Raw genomic sequence first — 19,914 nt, 5'->3', positions numbered from 1 at the left:
GATGCCTTACTATAATAAAAATTATCCATTTTTTACAAACCAATTGTCACAAAAGCTCCTTTGACAATTACAGTTACTTATTAGATGATAGTTAGTATTCTCAAATATAATTAAAGGAGGTGAATACAGTTGTTTTTCGAACTATTTTTTGATTATCAATCTGATCTATATCCGATGTATATGTATGTTTCATTTCTATTTACTATGATGTACACATACAGGTTATTTCAACTTTCTCATACACATGTACAAAAGTACCGATTGCTCTATTATAAGCAAAAACATGAATTATTAAAGCTTAAAAAGCAAACATCTACCCATGATAACACACCTTTAAAGGCTACACGTGTGTGGATCATAAAGAAGATGAATGTAAAAGACAGTACAGATGATGATGCAGAAAATCCTTTCTTGTTTTTTAACCAATTACATTTAAAAAAACAAGGAGGATCTTCATGTCAAAAAACACTGTATTCACCTATAAAAAAGCTAGCTTTGTTGGATCTATTATACTGGTATTATTTCTATCCGGGTGCCAGGCTGCAAATGGGGAACCGATAGATCCTGACACAGCAGGTTTTTTTGATCGATATTTTGTTTTAACTTTTTCTAGTGTCATTAAAGGAGTAGCAAACTTCTTTCATGGTAATTATGGACTCTCTATTGTACTTGTTACGATTCTGATCCGTCTTGCTTTAATGCCACTGATGCTAAAGCAAACAAAAGGTAGCTATCAGACGCGTGAAAAGATGGCAATTATGAAGCCAGAGTTGGATGATTTAAAAGAAAAGTATAAAGAAAAGAAGGATAGTGAGTCACAAAGAAAAATGCAACAGGAGATGATGGAGCTTTACAAAAAGCACAATTTTAACCCAATGACATCCATTGGATGCCTACCAATGCTAATTCAATTTCCTATTTTAATTGGTTTTTATTATGCAATAAGGTCTACACCTGAGATTGCTTCCCATTCATTTTTATGGTTTAACCTTGGTCAGTCAGATTTGATCATGCCATTTATTGCAGCGGCCATTTATTTTTTCCAATTTAAAGCCACACAAATTGGTTTAGATGCCCAACAAAGAAAACAAATGGCGATCATGGGATTAATCTCTCCACTTATGATCGGGTTCATATCCTTTAATGCGCCTGCCGCTTTACCACTTTACTGGGCAGTTGGGGGTACTTTCTTAATATTCCAGCAGGTGCTTTCCAAGAAGCTGTATCAACAAAAGCCATCAACCATTACTACGGAACCAATTAAAAATTAATAGAAAAGCATAAAAAAACGCTCCCTTTTCTTCAAAGGGAGCGTTCATTATTTACATTATACTGCTTTAGGCTTTAATTCTACGTCAATATTCCCTCTAGTAGCTTTGGAATACGGACAGAAATCGTGTGCTAGCTTAGCAAGCTCTTCTGCTTCTGCTTGGCTTACACCTTTAATCTCAACATTTAAAACGACGCCTATCTTAAATCCATTATCCGCCGTATCTTTAAGTAAGCTTACTTCAGCTGTAATAGAAGATTCAATTTCTTTTTTCTGTTTAGATGCCATTAGGTTCAATGCCCCATCATAACAAGCTGCATAGCCCGCCGCAAATAGTTGTTCAGGATTTGAACCTTTCTCGTCGGAACCTCCAGCTGGATTTACTAAATTTAAATCAATTAAGCCGTCACTTGACTTTACGTGACCGTCACGGCCGCCTTTTGCTGTAGCTTGGGATGTAAAAAGAACGTTACTCATCTTATCCACTCCTTTATTTTGTTAGACCTTCTTGAAAAGTCTTATTGTAATCAATTCTACTCTAGCTATTCCTTTTCCTACCATAATTTAAACAATTTAATAGTAAAAAAATATAATTTATTATTACTAGTAATATTATTGAACTTTTCATATAGAGTGCGTCGTAACACAAGATAATGAGAGAATACAACGCAAGCGGTCATGAGTTCCCTTATTTTCTTGTTTTTAACCAATTTTGAATCTGAGCGGTCATACAGTAAGCTATTTTAACAAAATGCCATCGGAATCAATGCAATTAGGGCATATCACGGATCTGGTGACCGCGAAAATTTGGTAATCATGAAATTTAGGCAAATAACGGATCTCATGACCGCAAAGATTCCTTAGAATTCTGAGCGGCTATGAGAGACCTTATTTCCCTATTTTAGGCCAATTTAAAATCTAAGCGGCTTTACAGTACGTTATTTTGGCAAAATCCCCACATAATCAATGAAATCAGGGCAAATAAGGGATCTGGTAGCCGCTAAAATAATGTAAACGAAGATTTCGGGCAAATAACGGATCTCTTAGCCGCCAACATCGACCATAGATTAGCGGCTGCTATAGTTACGTCGCATTTTACATCAACTTTGAAGAAAAGGTGGGAGATAAAGGAATAGAGTACCAAACCCGGTTGGGTTTGATACTCTATTTTTAGTTTAATACTTTCTGCCGATTCAAGATGGCTACTGCGTTTTCTACACGTTCTTCGGAAGGTGGTTCTACACCCTCTAATTTATATTCCAAACCTAGATTTTCCCACTTGTACACCCCTAATTTGTGATAAGGAAGTACTTCTATTTTTTCTACATTATTTAGCGTGTCAATGAAATCAGCTAATGGGTAAAGGTATTCATCAAAATCGCTAATTGTAGGTACTAGTACATGTCTGATCCATACAGGTACTTGTTTTTCAGATAAATAGTTAGCAAGGTCAATAATATGTTCGTTTGACATACCGGTTAACTCTTTGTGTTTAATTGGATCAATATGTTTTAAGTCTAATAAAACAAGATCTGTTAGTTCCAATAACTCATCTAAATTTTTCAAAAAGCGAGGAGAGCGACTGAAGCAACCGCCAGAGCTATCTATCGTTGTATGCACGCCTAATTTCTTTAATTCTCTAAACAACTCAATTAAGAATTCCACTTGTAATAATGGTTCTCCACCACTTACCGTTACGCCACCGTTTGTAGACTGAAAGAATGGTAGATAATCTTTAATATCTTTAACGATTTCTTCTACAGTCTTTTCTTTACCTTGGTTAATTTTCCATGTATCAGGGTTATGACAAAACTGACAACGCAGTAAGCACCCTTGTGTAAATATAACGTAACGTAGTCCTGGTCCATCAACGGTACCACATGTTTCTATGGAATGAATTCTTCCTTTCATGTTGTCGCCCTCCTTGCTTTTATTTGGGAACGAGGGGGAAAAGCGCCCCCTCTGGAATGTTTTTCTTACTCTATTTTTAATACCTTGTTGTCTTACTACCCTTCAATATTACTTATAGACTATCATGGAACGTACGGTTGATCACGTCGATTTGTTGTTCTCTTGTTAGTTTTATAAAGTTGACCGCGTAACCAGAAACACGAATCGTTAATTGTGGATATTCTTCAGGGTGTTCCATCGCATCTAATAATGTTTCACGATCAAATACGTTAACATTTAAATGGTGACCTTTCTTGATTGCATAGCCATCAAGCATACCTGCTAAGTTGGCGATTCTTGTATCTTCTTCTTTACCCAATGCTTTAGGTACGATGGAGAATGTGTTTGAGATTCCATCTAGAGAGTATTCATACGGCATTTTAGCAACTGAGCTTAATGAAGCTAATGATCCATTTGAGTCACGGCCGTGAAGTGGGTTTGCACCAGGTGCAAATGGTTCGCCAGCTTTACGTCCATCTGGTGTATTACCAGTTTTCTTACCATACACAACGTTTGATGTGATTGTTAAAATGGATTGTGTTGGTAAAGAATTGCGATACGTTTTATTTTTAGCTATTTTTTGCATAAATGATTTTACTAAATCTGATGCGATCTCATCTACACGGTCATCATTGTTACCGTATTTAGGGAAGTCGCCTTCTATTTCATAATCAACTACCAGACCATTTTCATCACGAATCGCTCTAACTTTTGCGTATTTAATTGCACTTAGCGAGTCAGCTACTACGGATAAACCAGCAATACCACAAGCCATAGTGCGTAATACTTCACGATCATGTAGTGCCATTTCAATGCGCTCATAGCTATACTTATCGTGCATGAAGTGGATAATGTTTAGTGTATTTACATAAAGACTAGATAACCAATCTAACATCGTGTCATACTTTTTCATTACTTCATCATAATCAAGGTACTCAGATGTGATTGGTGCATAGTTAGGAGCAACTTGAACTTTTAATTTTTCATCTACCCCACCATTGATTGCATATAGTAATGCTTTTGCAAGGTTTGCACGTGCTCCAAAGAATTGCATTTGCTTACCAATTTTCATTGCAGATACACAGCAAGCAATACCATAGTCATCACCGTAAATATCTCTCATTAGATCGTCATTTTCATACTGGATGGAGCTTGTTTTGATTGACATTTTCGCACAATACTTTTTATAGTTATCTGTCAGTTTTGTAGACCATAATACTGTTAAGTTCGGCTCTGGTGCTGGTCCTAAGTTATCTAATGTGTGCAAGAAACGGAATGAGTTTTTCGTAACTAAAGGACGGCCATCTACTGCCACACCACCAAGTGATTCTGTTACCCATGTTGGGTCACCACTAAATAGTTCATTATATTCAGGTGTTCTCGCAAATTTAACAAGACGTAATTTCATCACAAAGTGATCCACTAATTCTTGTACTTCTTCTTCTGTAATTACGCCATTAGCTAAGTCTCTTTCTACATATACATCTAGGAATGTAGAAACACGACCAAGGCTCATTGCCGCACCGTTTTGTTCTTTGATTGCAGCTAAATATCCTAGGTATAACCATTGGAATGCTTCTTGAGCAGTTACTGCTGGTTTTGAAATATCAAAGCCATATGTTTTTCCTAGTTGTTTTAATTCTTGTAGCGCACGGATTTGCTCCATTGTTTCTTCACGGTCACGGATCACATCTTCTGACATGATGCCATTTCCACCAATGATTTCTAAATCCTTTTTCTTTTCTTCAATTAAGCGATCCACACCGTATAATGCTACACGACGATAGTCACCAATAATTCTTCCACGACCATATGCATCTGGTAAACCAGTAACAATACCAGCTTTACGCGCCATTCTCATTTCTGGTGTGTACGCATCGAATACACCTTGGTTATGTGTTTTGCGATAATCAGTAAAAATCTTATCAATTTCTTCATCCACTTTAAAACCATATGATTCTGCCGCTGCAACTGCCATTCTGATTCCACCATAAGGCTGCAATGAGCGTTTGAATGGTTTATCTGTTTGAACACCAACTACTTTTTCTTTGCCTTGATCTAAATATCCAGGACCATGTGACGTGATTGTAGAAACGATTCTCGTATCTAAATCTAATACGCCACCATTTTCACGCTCTTGCTTTGTAAGATCCATTACTTGATCCCATAACGCTAATGTATCTTCTGTTGGTCCTGCCAGAAATTCATCATTGCCTTCATATAATGTAAAGTTCTTCAAAATAAAATCACGAACGTCAATTTCTTTCTGCCATCTGCCTTCTTTAAAACCATCCCAAGGGTTCTTTTGCAACACTTCATCAGCTAATTTCATTTTCGTTGCCTCCTTAATATGATTAAATTGCTCATTAATGAACAAATCATTATCTTAAGTTTATTATATATCCTCCCCACTCCATTTGCATGTGATATTTGTCACACTAACAAACTGTTATAGTGAAAGTTCTTAAAATGTTCAAATTTAGCTTTACTGATTATCCTCGGCATAATTGACCCAACACCCTCCCATAAATCCTTTAAATAACAACGCTAAATAAGAAATATAAAATTAGAAAAAACAGAAAATCTATGCCCTTCCACCAACTGTACTACACTGTTATATCCATTATCTAATTTTTCATTAATACAGTTCATCCTCCCTTAACTATTGGTACAAAATTAGTATAAGTGTATTGGATATCGTAAAAATTAGAAGGGATTAGGAAAGGAGTATCCGCATGGAGCACAAAATTATTCTTGAGTCTGAAGATACACTTATTATGAAAGATGAGCACGGTGTAGAAACAAGTTATGTTATTGATGCTGTGATTGAGATGAAAGGTACAGAATTCATCCTTTATTCGAAAGATGAGGAGCTTGTTGTAAGCAAAATCATTCGCCAAGATAAAGGAGAATATTTAGAAAATGTAACAGATGATGAATTAGAAGAGATTATCGATGCATATGGACAAGCATTGATGGAGCACGAGCCAAAAGAGTAATAACTTCCTATTAAAGAACTGAAAACATACCCAACAGCAGGGTATGTTTTCTTTTGTACTAAAATGGTATTAAATTTTTCATTTACTGAATAGAATATACAAGCTGTCTATTAAGGAGAGAACTGTCTTGAGTATTTTTTTCAGTTATGTTTTTCTAGGTTTATCTTTAGCTGCTCCAATTGGACCCATTAATGCTGCACAATTGGACAAGGGTATTAAAAACGGTTTTATACATGCGTGGTTTATTGGGTTAGGATCTGTAACGGCAGACCTTATCTATATGTTAGCAGTGTATTTCGGCGTCGTTCAATTTTTAGAAATCCCTTTAATGAAAGCTTTTCTTTGGTCATTTGGTTGTTTTGTGCTTTTATATACGGGGGTTGAAAGTCTATTTAGCGCCAAGCATATCGACATGTCGGACAAGCGCAACAGAAATAATTCCTTAACAAAAACCTTTTTTACCGGTTTTTTCCTATCCATCTCTAATCCACTAACGATCCTGTTTTGGTTAGGCATTTATGGTTCCGTATTAGCACAAACAGTGACAAAATATGATGCGACGCACCTTGCCCTATATAGTGGCGCAATAATACTCGGACTACTTTTATGGGATTTTACGATGGCATTAGTCGCTAGTAGTTTTCGCCATATCCTCACCAACAATATACTTATTGGTATTGCGGCAATTTCCGGCCTTTCTTTAATTGGCTTTGGCCTTTACTTTGGTTATCAAGCATACCTATTAATTTTTTAGAAATTATAATGAACTAGCCACTTTACTTTTTTTCGAATAAAGAAGTAGGTGGCTCTTTTTTTGGAGGTTCTTGCTTCCACTTGGTTCGCATCTTAAGCGTAACCATACCAATTAAGCCAATAAATAACAAGCTAACAAAAAAACCCGGTCTACTCGTTGAATCAAACAACGTTCCAGACACTGCGATCCCGATAAGCAGAATACCAAGGAAACTCTTCATCTTGCCAAATCCACCTATCTTAACGAGTTTTCGATAAGAGAGTAAAATAAATAGCCATGTATATAACAACATAAGCCCGGCAGCTGTTGTAAAGTATTCAAAAATTTTATCAGGCAACAACAAGGATGCAACGATAGATAAAATTAAGCCACAGATGGTTAGACCTAATGCTCGAAAAGGAATATTTCTCTTGCCTGTCTTTGCGAAAAAAAATGGTGCATCCCCGTCTTTTGCTAACGTGTTTAATATTGTAGTGATTGCATATAAAGAAGCAACCATAGTTGAAAAACCTGCGATAATGAGCGCACCGTTAAAGACATGAGGTACAAATGCAAGAGAGTAATTATCCAATGATATAACAAATGGACTTTCATCTGCCGTAAACTTATCCCAACTGACTAAGTAGATTGCCAAGAATAAGGAAGTGCAATAGATCGTTACTAAAGTCAGAAGCATTAGACTACCCGACTTTGGTGCTTGCTTGGGATCCTTCAAATCATTTGCCATAATCCCCATGACTTCAATACCACCAAAGGCATAAAAGGCAAAAATCATGGCCGTCCAAAATCCAACCACTCCATTAGGGAATAATCCCTCATACGAATATGTAAAGGAACGGTCGGGTCTATTGCCATCTAAAAGCCCAAATATTGCGGCACCTGCAACAATGATAAACATAAGAATTGCAGCAACTTTTATAACTGCAGAGATATTTTCGAACCTTTCAAAACCACTTAAACCAGTTAAAATAACGATAATACCAAGCACACCATAGATAGAAGCAAAAATCCAAAGTGGTGTATTTGGAAACCAAAAGCGTGAAAAAATCCCCAATGCAGTTAATTGACTTCCCATTATCAACAATTCCGAAGACCAATACACCCATCCATTACTAAATCCGGCCCATCGACCAAATGCCTTTTTTGCATAGGAACGAAAAGAACCTTTTGTTGGATGACTCGCAGTCATTTTGGCAAGGGAATCAAACACAATATATGTAGCAATCGCAGCCAGAAAAAAAGCAATTAATGACGCCGGACCACCTTGCTTAATAGCAATGCTCGATCCAAGGAAAAAACCTGTACCTATAATTGCCCCAATGCCTACTAAAGAGAGCTTCCACCATGTTAAATTTTTCTGTTCGGTTTTATTTTGTTGGTTTGGCACCATGATCCCTTCCTTCCACCTCGTTTAGTGTGACAAAAATGAAATAGAATTATGCAGGTCCATTGGTTCTAAGAAGGGATAAAGCAAACCTTTTTAAAAATGGAACAGAAAAGAGAGGACGCTATAAGCATCCTCCCTACAAATTTATTCCTATTATATTTTACGTTTCGCCTCTTGCTGCTTGTGCAGCTCTCTCTTCTGCAGGCGTAGTCCCCTTAATAAAGAATGATAGCACTAAGCCTATAACTGATAGGGCTGAAGCTACATAAAAAGCAACATTTACCCCATGGATCAAGTCACTTGGCATAGCATTTTCTCCCGTATTTAGTGCCGTACTTGTCATGACCGTCACCAGAATTGCCGTGCCAATGGAAGCAGCTACCTGGCGCATCGTATTATTCATTGCTGTCCCATGTGGAATTAATCGTAAAGGCAACTGATTCAGACCTGCTGTTGTTACTGGCATCATTACCATGGACATGCCGAACATCCTGATTCCAAATACAATCGTTAAATAGGTTAACGAAGTTTCCGTAGAAAGATTGGTAAACATAAATGTGGTAATCGTCATAAGGCTTAGTCCAGTAATCGCTAGCCATCTCGCTCCAATCTTATCAAAAATTCGACCAGTAATTGGAGACATCAATCCCATTAAAATAGCACCTGGCATAATCATAATTCCAGACTCAAGCGCAGAAAAACCAGCCATATTTTGCATATAAATTGGTAAAATCGTTTCGGAACCAATCAAGCTCATGAAAACAATCATGCCAATAGCGGTCGTGATCGTAAATCCTTTTGACTTGAAGACCCTAAATTCTAAGATTGGCTGCTTTAACTTGAATTGTCGGGTTATAAAAAATACCAACGATACAATTCCGACAATTAAGGAAATCATTACTTGCATGCTCCCCCAACCATTGTCTCCAGCGGTACTAAATCCATAAAGCAATCCGCCAAAGCCGAGGGTAGAGAGGATAATGGATAAGAAATCTACTTTCGGGAATGTTTGCTTCGTAACATTTTTTAACACGAAGTAAGCCACGATGATATCTATAATAGCAATTGGTAATACGATTAAGAACATGACTCTCCATGGATAATTTTCGACAATGTAACCGGATAAGGTTGGGCCAATAGCCGGGGCAAAGGAAATAACTAAACCAACCATTCCCATTGCAGATCCTCTTTTTTCTATTGGAAAAATGGTTAAAAAGACCGTCATCATAAGTGGCATCATAATACCAGCTCCACTTGCCTGCACGACTCTACCGACCATCAACAGACTAAATGTTGGTGCAATCGCACAAATGACCGTTCCAACTGCAAAAATCGCCATTGCCGTTATGAATAACCTTCTGGTAGTAAAAGTTTCTATTAGAAAAGCTGTAATTGGGATCATTACCCCATTCACAAGCATGAATATTGTTGTTAACCACTGCGCCGTATTCTCTGTGATACCGAAATCAGCCATCACATGTGGGATAGCAGTTGCTAACAACGTTTGATTTAATATAGCAACAAAACCGCCTGCAAGCAGAACTGCAACAATCGTCAGTCGGTTTACGTTTTGAACCCCTTCGACCTGTTTTTCGCTCATTTTCACCCTCCTTGGTGATCAAATACATCTAGCAGTATTCTTATTTCTTTTATCTCTTGTTCAAGCACAGGAATTTCCTCTACATATGTTAATAGTGCGTCAATGAGGAATTTCCTTGGCTCTTTACTATCCAGTTCCTCTTCTAAAAGAGATGCCGTCGCTATTAAATCAGAGGTGGATTTTTCACTATCTTTTATCGTCTTAGATTTTTGCTTTACACGTTCCAAAACTTCAGCCATTTGTTCCTTACTAGAAATAACGTTCTTATCTATAGCAAACGTTTCATATGACTTCATCATTTGTCTTGGAATAACTGGAGATGGTTTTTCTTCATGATTAATCATTGCATCTATATTAAATAGTAAGAATGCTGCAACTCTTTCAGGTTCGATCTCTATTTTCTCCTGAATTTTAAATTGTATAAATTCTTTTAGTACACCATGAATCGTTATCACGATGTCCCAAACGTGATCATTCACTTTTTCTGTGTAGGCTTGTTGAATCATGTCCTTATGCCAATTCATCATCTCAGCACGCATTCGCCTTATCAATGGTCGAAACTGATTACGCTTATCATTCGGTAAAGATGTTGATAGTAGATTAAAGTATTCTTTGTTTTGCAGGATACCTTCAAATTCAACTACCAACAATCTTCTTAGCTTTTCCTTTGGAAGAATTGTTGTATCAATCGTGATATATTGAGCTCGCTTCATCATATTCTCATGGTTATATTGAAAAACTTGAAGGAGTAAGTCTTCCTTTGATTCGAAGCTATTATATAAAGACCCTTTTGACATACCACATTCCGAAGCAATTTCTTGCATTGAGGTTGAGAAGTAACCATGAGCAGCAAATAATTTCATCGCTGCTTCTATTATGTTTTTTCTTTTATCCATGGCAGAATCCCCTTTAACCATAACCATTTGACCAGTTAGTCATTTTTACACCTTTAAGTTCTGGCATATCAAGTGATTATAGTAAACTAAACGATGTAAGTCAATTAAATGGTTTGGATGAACGCCTACTGCGGTAGATGAATACATTGTTCACGAGGAGGATGGACTTTATGAATGAACAACGAAAAAACAATGATAAGAACCTTCCAACTGACTTTCCCCCACAACACCAAGCATACCAACCAGGCATTGAGTCGCTTATGAAACCTATGCCAATTATAGAAGACAGAGATTATGTAGGATCTGGGAAGCTTAAAGGAAAGGTTGCTATTATCACAGGTGGAGATAGCGGAATTGGTGCCGCTGCAGCAATCGCATTTGCGAAAGAAGGTGCAGACCTTGTTATTCCTTATTATTACGAATATGAAAATGAAGATGCATTTCGCACAAAAAAACGAATAGAACAACTAGGGCGCAAGTGCTATTTACTTGTCGGAGACTTACGAGAAGAAGATAATTGCAAGCAAGTGATTAAACATGCAATTAACCATTTCGGAAGGCTTGATATTCTAGTCAATAATCATGGAGTGCAATTTCCACAAGATAATTTATTAGACATTTCAACAGAACAATTAGATGCTACATTTAAGACAAACATTTACTCGTTTTTTTATCTAACAAAAGCTGCATTACCTTACTTAAAAGAGGGTAGTTCCATCATTAACACCGCATCAGTTGTTGCCTATGAAGGAAACAAAAAATTAATCGATTATACTGCAACAAAAGGAGCAATCGTTGGATTTACACGTGCCCTATCTCAAAATCTAGCTAATCAAAAGATCCGGGTGAATGCCGTAGCACCAGGGCCGATTTGGACACCACTTATCCCTTCCAGTTTTTCTGCAGAATCCGTAGATGATTTCGGAAAGGATACCCCGTTAAAACGAGCAGGACAGCCATTTGAATTAGCACCGGCATATGTATATCTTGCTTCCTCTGATTCTTCTTATGTCACTGGCCAGGTTATTCATGTTAATGGAGGTACCATGGTAAGTTCCTAACACCTTGTTAAGGTTTCACTGTTTAGTGAAACCTTTTTAATTTATTGTCTTTCGCATACTTACCATAGAATCCGTTGTAACTTAACAATCAGGAACTATCAACAATGACCTTTATAAGCGGACATTTTTTCCGTTATTTTCACTAAACAATCGTTTTAATGGCTTCTCGAGGACATTTTTTCCGCTATTTTTTCATTTAGAAGCAACAATCTTTCATTTTCTATAGAATAACGGAAAAAATGTCCGACAAAATGCTAAATGACTAAGAAATTACTAAAATAGAGGAAAAAATGTCCGTTTAATTTCATTATCCATCTAGCATTCAGGGATTAAGTGGTGAAATCTCAGCTGGATGCTATTATGACAGGTTTCCATCTAATCCAACGTTTCAAAAATGAATATGCCTCAAACAAATTAACCAGTATGAAGTATTATAATTTTACTTTTTTCCTAAAATCTATTTTAATGAATAGTGGTGAGAAGGATAAGCTATGATTGAAACGAAAATCTTTCCAAGAGGTGATTGTTGTGCAAAATTTTACATACTTTAATCCAACAAAATTAATTTTTGGTAAGGGCCAGTTGGAACAATTAAAAGAGGAAGTACCTAAATACGGAAAGAAGGTTCTTCTTGTCTACGGCGGCGGGAGCATCAAACGTAATGGACTATATGATCAGACAAAGTCCTTACTAGCAGAAATTGGTGCTGAGGTTTTTGAGCTTGGTGGAGTAGAACCTAACCCACGCGTGACAACCGCAAGAGCTGGCATAGACATTTGTAAGAAAGAAGGCATTGCGTTTATTTTAGCTGTAGGCGGTGGAAGTACGATTGATTGCACGAAGGCTATCGCAGTTGGCGCTAAAACAGATGATGACATCTGGGATATTGTCACTAAAAAAGCGACTGCCAAAGATGCATTACCATTTGGAACGGTATTAACACTAGCAGCTACAGGCTCAGAGATGAATGCTGGTTCTGTTATTACAAACTGGGAAACAAATGAAAAGCATGGCTGGGGAAGCCCTTTCTCATACCCTAAATTCTCTATCCTTGATCCGGTAAACACTTTTTCTGTACCAAGAGATCAAACCATTTACGGGATTGTAGATATGATGTCTCATGCATTAGAACATTATTTTCATCATGAAGAAAATACATTATTGCAAGATCGCATGGTGGAGGCTATCTTACGTACAGTAATTGAAACCGGACCAAAATTATTAGAAGACTTAGAAAGCTACGAGCATAGAGCAACCATTCTTTATAATGGAACAATGGCGCTAAATGGCATGGTAAATATGGGTTACCATGGCGACTGGGCAACGCATAACTTAGAACATGCAGTGTCTGCAGTACACGACATTCCCCATGGTGGTGGGTTAGCAATTTTATTTCCTCACTGGATGGAACACACGATTGATGCAAATGTTGGCCGATTCAAGAAATTAGCTCTTAACGTATTTGATGTGAATCCAGAAGGTAAAACCGACCGCGAAGTTGGACTCGAAGGCATTAAGAAGCTTAGCGAATTCTGGACAAGTATTGGAGCACCATCTCGATTAGCTGATTATGATATTACAGAAGATAGCGTTGAACTTATGGCAGAAAAAACAGTAACTGCTTCATCTGAATTTGGAAACTTTAAAAAGTTAACAAAAGAAGATTCCATTGCCATATATCGCGCAAGCCTATAAATAGAAAGCAGAAACCTGAATCACTAGACGTGTTCAGGTTTCTTTACATTTAATTATTCATTTGTACGGTTACTTGGATCCTCTTTATTAGAGTCTGGCTCTGGTATTGGGTCCACTGTATGTTTATAAGCATAACCTTTGTTTATTGTCAGTAGTGATAAACATAAGACAAGCAAAGTCACTACAATACAAACTACAATCACAACAACCATTTTATTACCCCTCTCTACCCTTGCATCCCTACTTATACAATAAGCCCATTTTCCCATTGAAACAAGTGCCATCTATCTATTCATCATGTATAAGACCGTAAGAGATACCTCATAATAGTGATAGTCTAACATCTTAAGGATTAGGAGTGACATAAAAGTGCAATCAGCGAATAAAAGTGAAGTAGAAAAAATTCTCAACGACCATCAATTAGGTACACTAGCAACTGTTAAAGATGGAAAGCCATTTTCTCGCTATATGACATTCTTCAATGACGATTTAACTCTATACACCGCAACAGATAATCATACACATAAAGTCGATGATATTAAAAATAATCCAAATGTTCATATTCTGATTGGCTATACTTATGATGGACTAAATGATAAATATTTAGAAATAGAAGGACAGGCAGATGTTGAGAACACAGAAGGCATAAAATCCAAACTGTGGAATGAGAAGCTAGAACCATGGTTTGATGGCCCAGAGGATCCGAACTATTCTGTATTGAAAATAACCCCTACTGAAATTCGATTAATGAACACAGAAGACCACGAACCAAGAATTTTAGAACTATAAGTTTCGAGCTTGCCTCGTAAGTTTTAACAAGAAGTTGTTGGATACATATCTGGCAACTTCTTTCATTATGCTCTTTAATGAATGAATTCCACGCAATAGATCTAATTAACATATGATTTGCAATTTCCCCAACGAATAAGTCCTACTTAATACGAAATTCTAAATGAAAGCCTATATAGAATATTACGTTTTAATATAAACACTATATGATTGGGTGGTTTAGATTAAGGTTTTTGACCCTGAATCTGTCTTCTATAATTACGAACTTAAAATCACTATCTAGTATTATTCACGAAGCAATTAATCTCAAATTGATATTTGTTTAATCTCATTATGAGATATATAATAGAGACAAGAAGAAAAAGAAAGCGATTACAACATAAACACTTCCTTTAAGGATGGTTTATTAGGAGGATTACGTATGAGCCAATCAGAAAGAAATTTTAAAGTGACACACTTATTAGAAAAGAAGAAATTCAATCTTAAAGAAATCGGAATTATGACCGATGAACAAATTGAATATTTCCACTGGCTCTATTTTGAAGATTCTGTATATGATCTTATGTAAAAATACAAAACAGCTCTCGCGCTAAGCACAAGAGCTGTTTTTTTATTATTTACCTAAGATTTGATACAGCTCTTCCAATCTCTCCATCTCATAAGTCGGACGAATACCTGTATGATTATGCTTTTTTGAAGGATTGATCCAACACGTATCCAAGCCTGCTTGTTGTCCACCTTTTATGTCTGCATTTAAAGAGTCTCCAATAATTAAAGTCTCTTCAGCTACAAAGTCTGGCACACTGGAGAATACATGATCAAAAAACTCCTTTAAAGGCTTTTGATATCCAATTTCATCGGAAATAAAGATGTCTTTAAAGAGTGGGAATAAGCCAGAATTTCTCAACCTTTTGCGTTGCGTAACTGAAACACCGTTTGTAACAATATACAGATCATAGTGTTGTGTGAGATCAGATATCAGTTCTAGTGCACCTTCTAATAGTTGGTTTCCCTGTCCTAAGTAATTCCGATAACTTTTTTCCAATAATACCCCATCCACTTCCAATCCGTATGCTTTAAATAGATTGGAAAATCTAGTGTGAAGTACTTCTTCTCTTTCGATTTTGCCTTCCTCAAATGACTCCCAAAGGCCTCGATTTATCTCTTTATAGTGGGTCTCCATTTCTGGAGTTAATGTATAATCATGCTCTTCAAAAAGTAACTGTAAAGCTAATTTTTCAGCAGCACCAAAATCTAATAGCGTATCATCTATATCAAATAATAGTGTTTTATATTTCTTCATTAACTGTTTCCCCTTTTTTTACCCGGGATATTAATTACCTAACCATTGCTTGCAGACGTTCTAAAACTTCATCAATATCCTTTTTAGAGATATTAAGATGTGTAACAAAACGAATCGTTGTTGGTCCGTATGGAACTGCTAAAACGCCGATCTGTTTAAGTTGCTCTAAGAACTGTTCCACAGTCAATCCTGTACCTTCCACATTCACTAAGATAATGTTTGTTTCCACATCATTTTCAACTTTTAAATTTGGAATATTGTTTATACCGTCCGCTAATTTCTTCGCGAGCTCATGGTCGTCCGACAGACGTTCCACATTCTCCGTTAACGCTACTAAGCCCGGTCCGGCTATCATACCAGCTTGCCTTAAACCACCACCCAAACGTTTGCGCCATTTCTTCGCCTTGTGAATGAATGCTTGATCTCCAGCAATAATAGAACCTACTGGCGCTCCTAAACCTTTTGATAAACAGAATTGAACCGTATCTGTGTATTTGGCATATTCACGTACCGCAATTCCCGATGCAACAGATGCATTAAATAAACGTGCACCATCCAAATGTACCGGAATATGATGTTTTTTTGCTACCTCATAGATTTGTTTCATATTATCAAGTGGAATAACTGTACCACCAGCCTTATTGTGGGTATTCTCTAAGCAGATTAGCGTTGTTTCAGGAAAGTGGATATCCTCAGCTCTTATAGCAGCAGCTACTTCGGCAGGATCCATCGCTCCTTTCACACCTTGAATCGGGCGTGATTGAACGCCAGCTAGCGCAGAGAAAGCACCTGCTTCATATAAATAAATATGTGCACTTGCTTCCATAATCACTTCATCACCCGGTTTACAATGTGTCAAAGCTGCAATTTGATTCCCTTGGGTACCACTTGTGACAAACAAAGCCGCTTCTTTCCCTAATATATTAGCAGCTGTCTCTTCTAACCTTTTCACAGTGGGATCCTCTCCGTAGACGTCATCCCCTACCTCGGCTTCATAAGCAGCTTTCCTCATTGCTGCAGTTGGCAGCGTAACAGTGTCACTTCGTAAATCGATCACGGCTATGCCCTCCTTCTATACAATCTCCCATCTATTTTACTATAAAAATAGATAAAGTAGTGTTCAACACAACTTGTGAAACTTTTCACAAACTTGCCACAATTGCCACATTTTGTAAACGCTATCACCTGATATAGTAAAAATATAAAGAGCGAAGGGGTGAAAAAAATGATCTTATACGAATGGAAAAACTTCGGTACCGAAACAGACATATACACACGCGAAAGCTTTGAAGCAGAAATTGGTGATGAATTTGAAGCAATGATGTTTGATGAGAAAAAAGATATACCGAGCTTGATTTGGACAAAAAACTTTGTCGTCAACATCAAACCAATCGCAAGGATGTATAGGGATGTTTCGTTTGTTAAGATCCCCCGTAACCCGTCGTCAGCAAAGTAAATCATTTATGGGGTTTCATGCTCAACAGTTCACAAATTTAACTAGGAGGGATTTACCATGGCTAAGGTGATAAATAAGCCTACACAAGAAAACAATGTAACAAAAAGTATTGATGTACTAGTAGATCAAGCAAAACAAGCATTGGTAGAAATGAAACAATTGAACCAAGAACAGGTGAATGACATTGTTAAACAGATGGCTTTGGCTGGCTTGGATCAACATATGCAATTAGCTAAATTAGCAGTTGAAGAAACTGGTCGAGGTGTTTATGAAGATAAAATCATTAAAAATATCTTTGCTACAGAATATATTTATCACAACGTCAAGTACGATAAAACGATTGGTGTCATCAATGAGAATGTACATGATGGCGTTGTAGAGATTGCAGAGCCAATTGGCGTAATTGCTGGAGTAACACCAGTTACCAACCCAACTTCAACAACGATGTTCAAAGCGATTATCTCAATTAAAACAGGTAACCCAATCATATTCGCTTTCCATCCATCTGCTCAAAAAAGTAGCTCAACAGCAGCGCGCGTCTTGTACGATGCAGCTGTAAAGGCTGGGGCACCGAAAAACTGTATTCAATGGATTGAACAACCGTCATTGGAAGCAACGCAAACATTAATGAACCATGACCGCGTTTCTTTAATACTTGCAACAGGTGGAGCCGGAATGGTGAAAGCGGCTTATAGTTCCGGAAAACCAGCATTAGGTGTTGGACCTGGTAATGTTCCATGTTACATTGAAAAGTCTGCCAACATCAAACGTTCTGTCAATGATCTAATTCTATCTAAGACATTTGATAACGGCATGATCTGCGCATCTGAGCAAGCTGTGATCGTGGATAAAGAAATATATGAAGAAGTTAAAAAAGAATTATTAGATAATGGTTGTTACTTCTTGAGTCCTGCCGAAAAAGCGAAGGTCGAAAAGTTAGTAATTAATGAAAATACTTGCGCTGTCAACCCATCTATCGTTGGTATGAAACCTGTTAAAATCGCAGAAATGGCAGGTGTTAAAGTACCTGAGGATACGAAGATTCTTATAGCTGAATTAACTGGTGTAGGACCAGATCACCCACTTTCTCGTGAAAAATTAAGCCCTGTTCTTGCTGCATATAAGGTGGAGAATGTGGAAGAAGGCTTAAAACGCGCAGAAGAAATGCTAGAATTTGGTGGACTCGGACACTCTGCAGTTATCCATTCAGAAAACCAAGAAGTGATTGATGCATTTGGTCTTAGAATGAAAGCAGGTCGTCTAATCGTTAATGCACCATCATCTCAAGGAGCAATCGGCGATATCTATAATGCTTACATGCCATCATTAACACTAGGGTGTGGGTCTTATGGCGGTAACTCTGTATCTACAAACGTAGGCGCTGTTCACTTAATCAACGTAAAGAAGATGGCGAAAAGGAATGTTAATATGCAATGGTTCAAAGTACCACCAAAAATTTATTTCGAGAAAAATTCTGTTCAATATTTAGCTAAGATGCCTAAGATTTCAAAAGCATTTATCGTTACCGATGAAATGATGGTTAAACTAGGCTATGTTGATAAAGTGTTATATAACTTGCGTAAACGTGCAGATTACGTACACTGTGAAATTTTCTCTGATGTAGAACCAGATCCATCTAAAGAAACAGTCATGCGTGGTGCTGCGGCGATGGATGCATTCCAACCAGATGTCATTATCGCACTTGGTGGTGGATCTGCGATGGACGCTGCAAAAGGAATGTGGTTATTCCATGAACATCCTGAAACAGACTTTAATGGCTTAAAACAGAAATTCCTAGATATTCGCAAACGTGTTTACAAGTACCCTGAACTTGGACGACGTGCACAGTTTGTAGCGATTCCAACTACATCTGGTACTGGATCAGAAGTAACATCATTCTCGGTTATTACAGATAAAGAAAATAATGTTAAATACCCGTTAGCAGATTACGAATTAACACCAGACGTTGCCATTATCGATCCACAATTTGTGATGACTGTTCCACCAGCAGTAACTGCCGATACGGGAATGGATGTATTGACTCACGCAATTGAAGCATACGTGTCTATCATGGCAAATGACTATACAGATGGTTTAGCTATTAAAGCAATTCAACTTGTATTTGAATATTTACCACAGGCTTATAAAGATGGTTCTAACGAAAAAGCTCGCGAAAAAATGCATAATGCATCAACGATTGCAGGTATGGCCTTCGCCAACGCGTTCTTAGGTATTAACCATAGCCTGGCTCACAAATTAGGCGCCGAATTCCATATTGCTCACGGACGTGCAAATGCAATCTTAATGCCACACGTTATTCGTTACAATGCAATTAAGCCGAAGAAATTCGCTGCATTCCCGAAATATGAACACTTTATTGCAGACCAGCGCTATGCTGAAATTGCTAAAGTGTTAGGTTTACCAGCAAGAACAACAGAAGAAGGTGTAGAAAGCTTAGTGCAAGCAATTATCAGCCTAGCTAAAGAATTAAACATTCCGATGAGCATTGCTGAAAATGGCGTGAGCAAAAAAGACTTTGAAGCAAAAGTAGACTATTTAGCTGAACGTGCGTTTGAAGACCAATGTACAACAGCAAACCCTAAACTACCTTTAGTAACAGAACTTGCAGAAGTTTACCGAAATACATTTAAAGGCGTTTAAGTTTTAAAACTACCTCCCTATATATATATATATTTATCCTCCCACAAGTGTGGGAGGATTTTTTATTTTTCATCTAGAAGGGTATGAGTTAGA

Annotated in this window: 19 protein-coding genes; 10 read left to right on the top strand and 9 right to left on the bottom strand. The window is 37.3% G+C overall.

Annotated elements, in window-relative coordinates:
• Positions 1-129: 129 nt before the first annotated feature.
• Positions 130-561, top strand: coding sequence for a hypothetical protein (locus NYQ66_RS10535; protein ID WP_259869334.1), 432 nt, complete (start codon positions 130-132; stop codon positions 559-561).
• On the top strand, positions 456-1,271 hold the full coding sequence (yidC, locus tag NYQ66_RS10530) for a membrane protein insertase YidC (protein ID WP_259869333.1): 816 nt from the start codon (positions 456-458) through the stop codon (positions 1,269-1,271). Before NYQ66_RS10535 ends, yidC begins: the two co-directional genes overlap by 106 nt.
• Positions 1,272-1,327: 56 nt before the next feature.
• Here yidC and NYQ66_RS10525 read toward each other — a convergent pair whose 3' ends face one another.
• The 3 genes from NYQ66_RS10525 to pflB all read right to left on the bottom strand — a co-directional run bounded on the left by NYQ66_RS10525 (position 1,328) and on the right by pflB (position 5,552).
• Positions 1,328-1,747, bottom strand: coding sequence for an organic hydroperoxide resistance protein (locus NYQ66_RS10525; RefSeq protein WP_259869332.1), 420 nt, complete (start codon positions 1,745-1,747; stop codon positions 1,328-1,330).
• A gap of 693 nt (positions 1,748-2,440) precedes the next feature.
• On the bottom strand, positions 2,441-3,181 hold the full coding sequence (gene pflA, locus NYQ66_RS10520; protein WP_259869330.1) for a pyruvate formate-lyase-activating protein: 741 nt from the start codon (positions 3,179-3,181) through the stop codon (positions 2,441-2,443).
• A gap of 112 nt (positions 3,182-3,293) precedes the next feature.
• Entirely contained in the window at positions 3,294-5,552 is a 2,259-nt protein-coding gene (gene pflB / locus NYQ66_RS10515; protein WP_259869328.1) for a formate C-acetyltransferase, read from the bottom strand.
• A gap of 403 nt (positions 5,553-5,955) precedes the next feature.
• Here pflB and NYQ66_RS10510 point away from each other — a divergent pair, with 403 nt between their 5' ends.
• Both NYQ66_RS10510 and NYQ66_RS10505 read left to right on the top strand, forming a co-directional pair.
• Positions 5,956-6,219 carry a DUF1292 domain-containing protein gene (locus NYQ66_RS10510; RefSeq protein WP_259869327.1) on the top strand — a complete coding sequence of 88 codons (264 nt, stop codon included), beginning with the start codon at positions 5,956-5,958 and terminating at the stop codon, positions 6,217-6,219.
• Between the two features lie 127 nt (positions 6,220-6,346).
• Positions 6,347-6,973, top strand: coding sequence for a LysE family translocator (locus NYQ66_RS10505; RefSeq protein ID WP_259869326.1), 627 nt, complete (start codon positions 6,347-6,349; stop codon positions 6,971-6,973).
• 22 nt (positions 6,974-6,995) lie between these two features.
• Here the strand turns inward: NYQ66_RS10505 and NYQ66_RS10500 are convergent, their stop codons facing one another.
• From NYQ66_RS10500 to NYQ66_RS10490, 3 genes are all read right to left on the bottom strand, one after another.
• Positions 6,996-8,363 carry an amino acid permease gene (locus NYQ66_RS10500; RefSeq protein ID WP_259869325.1) on the bottom strand — a complete coding sequence of 456 codons (1,368 nt, stop codon included), beginning with the start codon at positions 8,361-8,363 and terminating at the stop codon, positions 6,996-6,998.
• Between the two features lie 157 nt (positions 8,364-8,520).
• A complete protein-coding gene (locus NYQ66_RS10495; RefSeq protein WP_259869324.1) occupies positions 8,521-9,960 on the bottom strand; it encodes a DHA2 family efflux MFS transporter permease subunit in 1,440 nt (479 codons plus the stop codon).
• A 2-nt stretch (positions 9,961-9,962) separates the two neighbouring features.
• Positions 9,963-10,856: a TetR/AcrR family transcriptional regulator gene (locus NYQ66_RS10490; protein ID WP_259869323.1), complete on the bottom strand. Its 894-nt coding sequence runs from the start codon at positions 10,854-10,856 to the stop codon at positions 9,963-9,965.
• Positions 10,857-11,026: 170 nt separating this feature from the next.
• Here NYQ66_RS10490 and NYQ66_RS10485 point away from each other — a divergent pair, with 170 nt between their 5' ends.
• Together NYQ66_RS10485 and NYQ66_RS10480 are read left to right on the top strand one after the other, a co-directional pair.
• Positions 11,027-11,917, top strand: a complete 891-nt coding sequence (locus NYQ66_RS10485) for an SDR family oxidoreductase (RefSeq protein WP_259869322.1) — start codon at positions 11,027-11,029, stop codon at positions 11,915-11,917.
• A gap of 528 nt (positions 11,918-12,445) precedes the next feature.
• Positions 12,446-13,612 (top strand): iron-containing alcohol dehydrogenase, encoded by a 1,167-nt coding sequence (locus tag NYQ66_RS10480; RefSeq protein ID WP_259869321.1) that lies wholly within the window; start codon positions 12,446-12,448, stop codon positions 13,610-13,612.
• 53 nt (positions 13,613-13,665) lie between these two features.
• Here NYQ66_RS10480 and ytzI read toward each other — a convergent pair whose 3' ends face one another.
• Entirely contained in the window at positions 13,666-13,824 is a 159-nt protein-coding gene (gene ytzI, locus NYQ66_RS10475; RefSeq protein WP_259869319.1) for a YtzI protein, read from the bottom strand.
• A gap of 157 nt (positions 13,825-13,981) precedes the next feature.
• Here ytzI and NYQ66_RS10470 point away from each other — a divergent pair, with 157 nt between their 5' ends.
• Together NYQ66_RS10470 and NYQ66_RS10465 are read left to right on the top strand one after the other, a co-directional pair.
• Entirely contained in the window at positions 13,982-14,401 is a 420-nt protein-coding gene (locus NYQ66_RS10470; protein WP_259869317.1) for a pyridoxamine 5'-phosphate oxidase family protein, read from the top strand.
• 421 nt (positions 14,402-14,822) lie between these two features.
• On the top strand, positions 14,823-14,969 hold the full coding sequence (locus NYQ66_RS10465) for a BH0509 family protein (RefSeq protein WP_259869316.1): 147 nt from the start codon (positions 14,823-14,825) through the stop codon (positions 14,967-14,969).
• 45 nt (positions 14,970-15,014) lie between these two features.
• Here the strand turns inward: NYQ66_RS10465 and NYQ66_RS10460 are convergent, their stop codons facing one another.
• The gene (locus NYQ66_RS10460; protein ID WP_259869314.1) at positions 15,015-15,704 is read right to left on the bottom strand and encodes a YjjG family noncanonical pyrimidine nucleotidase; all 690 of its coding nucleotides are present in this window, start codon (positions 15,702-15,704) and stop codon (positions 15,015-15,017) included.
• A 34-nt stretch (positions 15,705-15,738) separates the two neighbouring features.
• Positions 15,739-16,761: a low-specificity L-threonine aldolase gene (gene ltaE, locus NYQ66_RS10455; RefSeq protein WP_259869312.1), complete on the bottom strand. Its 1,023-nt coding sequence runs from the start codon at positions 16,759-16,761 to the stop codon at positions 15,739-15,741.
• Positions 16,762-16,929: 168 nt separating this feature from the next.
• On the opposite strand from ltaE, the gene NYQ66_RS10450 reads away from it, so the two are divergent.
• Together NYQ66_RS10450 and adhE are read left to right on the top strand one after the other, a co-directional pair.
• Positions 16,930-17,160, top strand: a complete 231-nt coding sequence (locus NYQ66_RS10450) for a hypothetical protein (protein WP_259869311.1) — start codon at positions 16,930-16,932, stop codon at positions 17,158-17,160.
• Positions 17,161-17,217: 57 nt separating this feature from the next.
• A complete protein-coding gene (gene adhE, locus NYQ66_RS10445) occupies positions 17,218-19,821 on the top strand; it encodes a bifunctional acetaldehyde-CoA/alcohol dehydrogenase (RefSeq protein ID WP_259869310.1) in 2,604 nt (867 codons plus the stop codon).
• Positions 19,822-19,914: the final 93 nt, after the last annotated feature.

This window comes from Aquibacillus koreensis (genome assembly GCF_025154055.1).
Taxonomy (GTDB): Bacteria; Bacillota; Bacilli; order Bacillales; family Amphibacillaceae; genus Aquibacillus_C; species Aquibacillus_C koreensis.
The sequence above is the reverse complement of the archived record's forward strand: the minus strand, read 5'-3'. Positions and strand labels throughout refer to the sequence as shown.

Coding starts and splice junctions, on each gene's coding strand:
- yidC (WP_259869333.1), top strand. CDS start 456: ATGTCAAAAAACACTGTATTCACCTATAAAAAAGCTAGCTTTGTTGGA.
- NYQ66_RS10525 (WP_259869332.1), bottom strand. CDS start 1,747: ATGAGTAACGTTCTTTTTACATCCCAAGCTACAGCAAAAGGCGGCCGT.
- pflA (WP_259869330.1), bottom strand. CDS start 3,181: ATGAAAGGAAGAATTCATTCCATAGAAACATGTGGTACCGTTGATGGA.
- pflB (WP_259869328.1), bottom strand. CDS start 5,552: ATGAAATTAGCTGATGAAGTGTTGCAAAAGAACCCTTGGGATGGTTTT.
- NYQ66_RS10510 (WP_259869327.1), top strand. CDS start 5,956: ATGGAGCACAAAATTATTCTTGAGTCTGAAGATACACTTATTATGAAA.
- NYQ66_RS10500 (WP_259869325.1), bottom strand. CDS start 8,363: ATGGTGCCAAACCAACAAAATAAAACCGAACAGAAAAATTTAACATGG.
- NYQ66_RS10495 (WP_259869324.1), bottom strand. CDS start 9,960: ATGAGCGAAAAACAGGTCGAAGGGGTTCAAAACGTAAACCGACTGACG.
- NYQ66_RS10490 (WP_259869323.1), bottom strand. CDS start 10,856: ATGGATAAAAGAAAAAACATAATAGAAGCAGCGATGAAATTATTTGCT.
- NYQ66_RS10485 (WP_259869322.1), top strand. CDS start 11,027: ATGAATGAACAACGAAAAAACAATGATAAGAACCTTCCAACTGACTTT.
- ytzI (WP_259869319.1), bottom strand. CDS start 13,824: ATGGTTGTTGTGATTGTAGTTTGTATTGTAGTGACTTTGCTTGTCTTA.
- NYQ66_RS10465 (WP_259869316.1), top strand. CDS start 14,823: ATGAGCCAATCAGAAAGAAATTTTAAAGTGACACACTTATTAGAAAAG.
- NYQ66_RS10460 (WP_259869314.1), bottom strand. CDS start 15,704: ATGAAGAAATATAAAACACTATTATTTGATATAGATGATACGCTATTA.
- NYQ66_RS10450 (WP_259869311.1), top strand. CDS start 16,930: ATGATCTTATACGAATGGAAAAACTTCGGTACCGAAACAGACATATAC.
- adhE (WP_259869310.1), top strand. CDS start 17,218: ATGGCTAAGGTGATAAATAAGCCTACACAAGAAAACAATGTAACAAAA.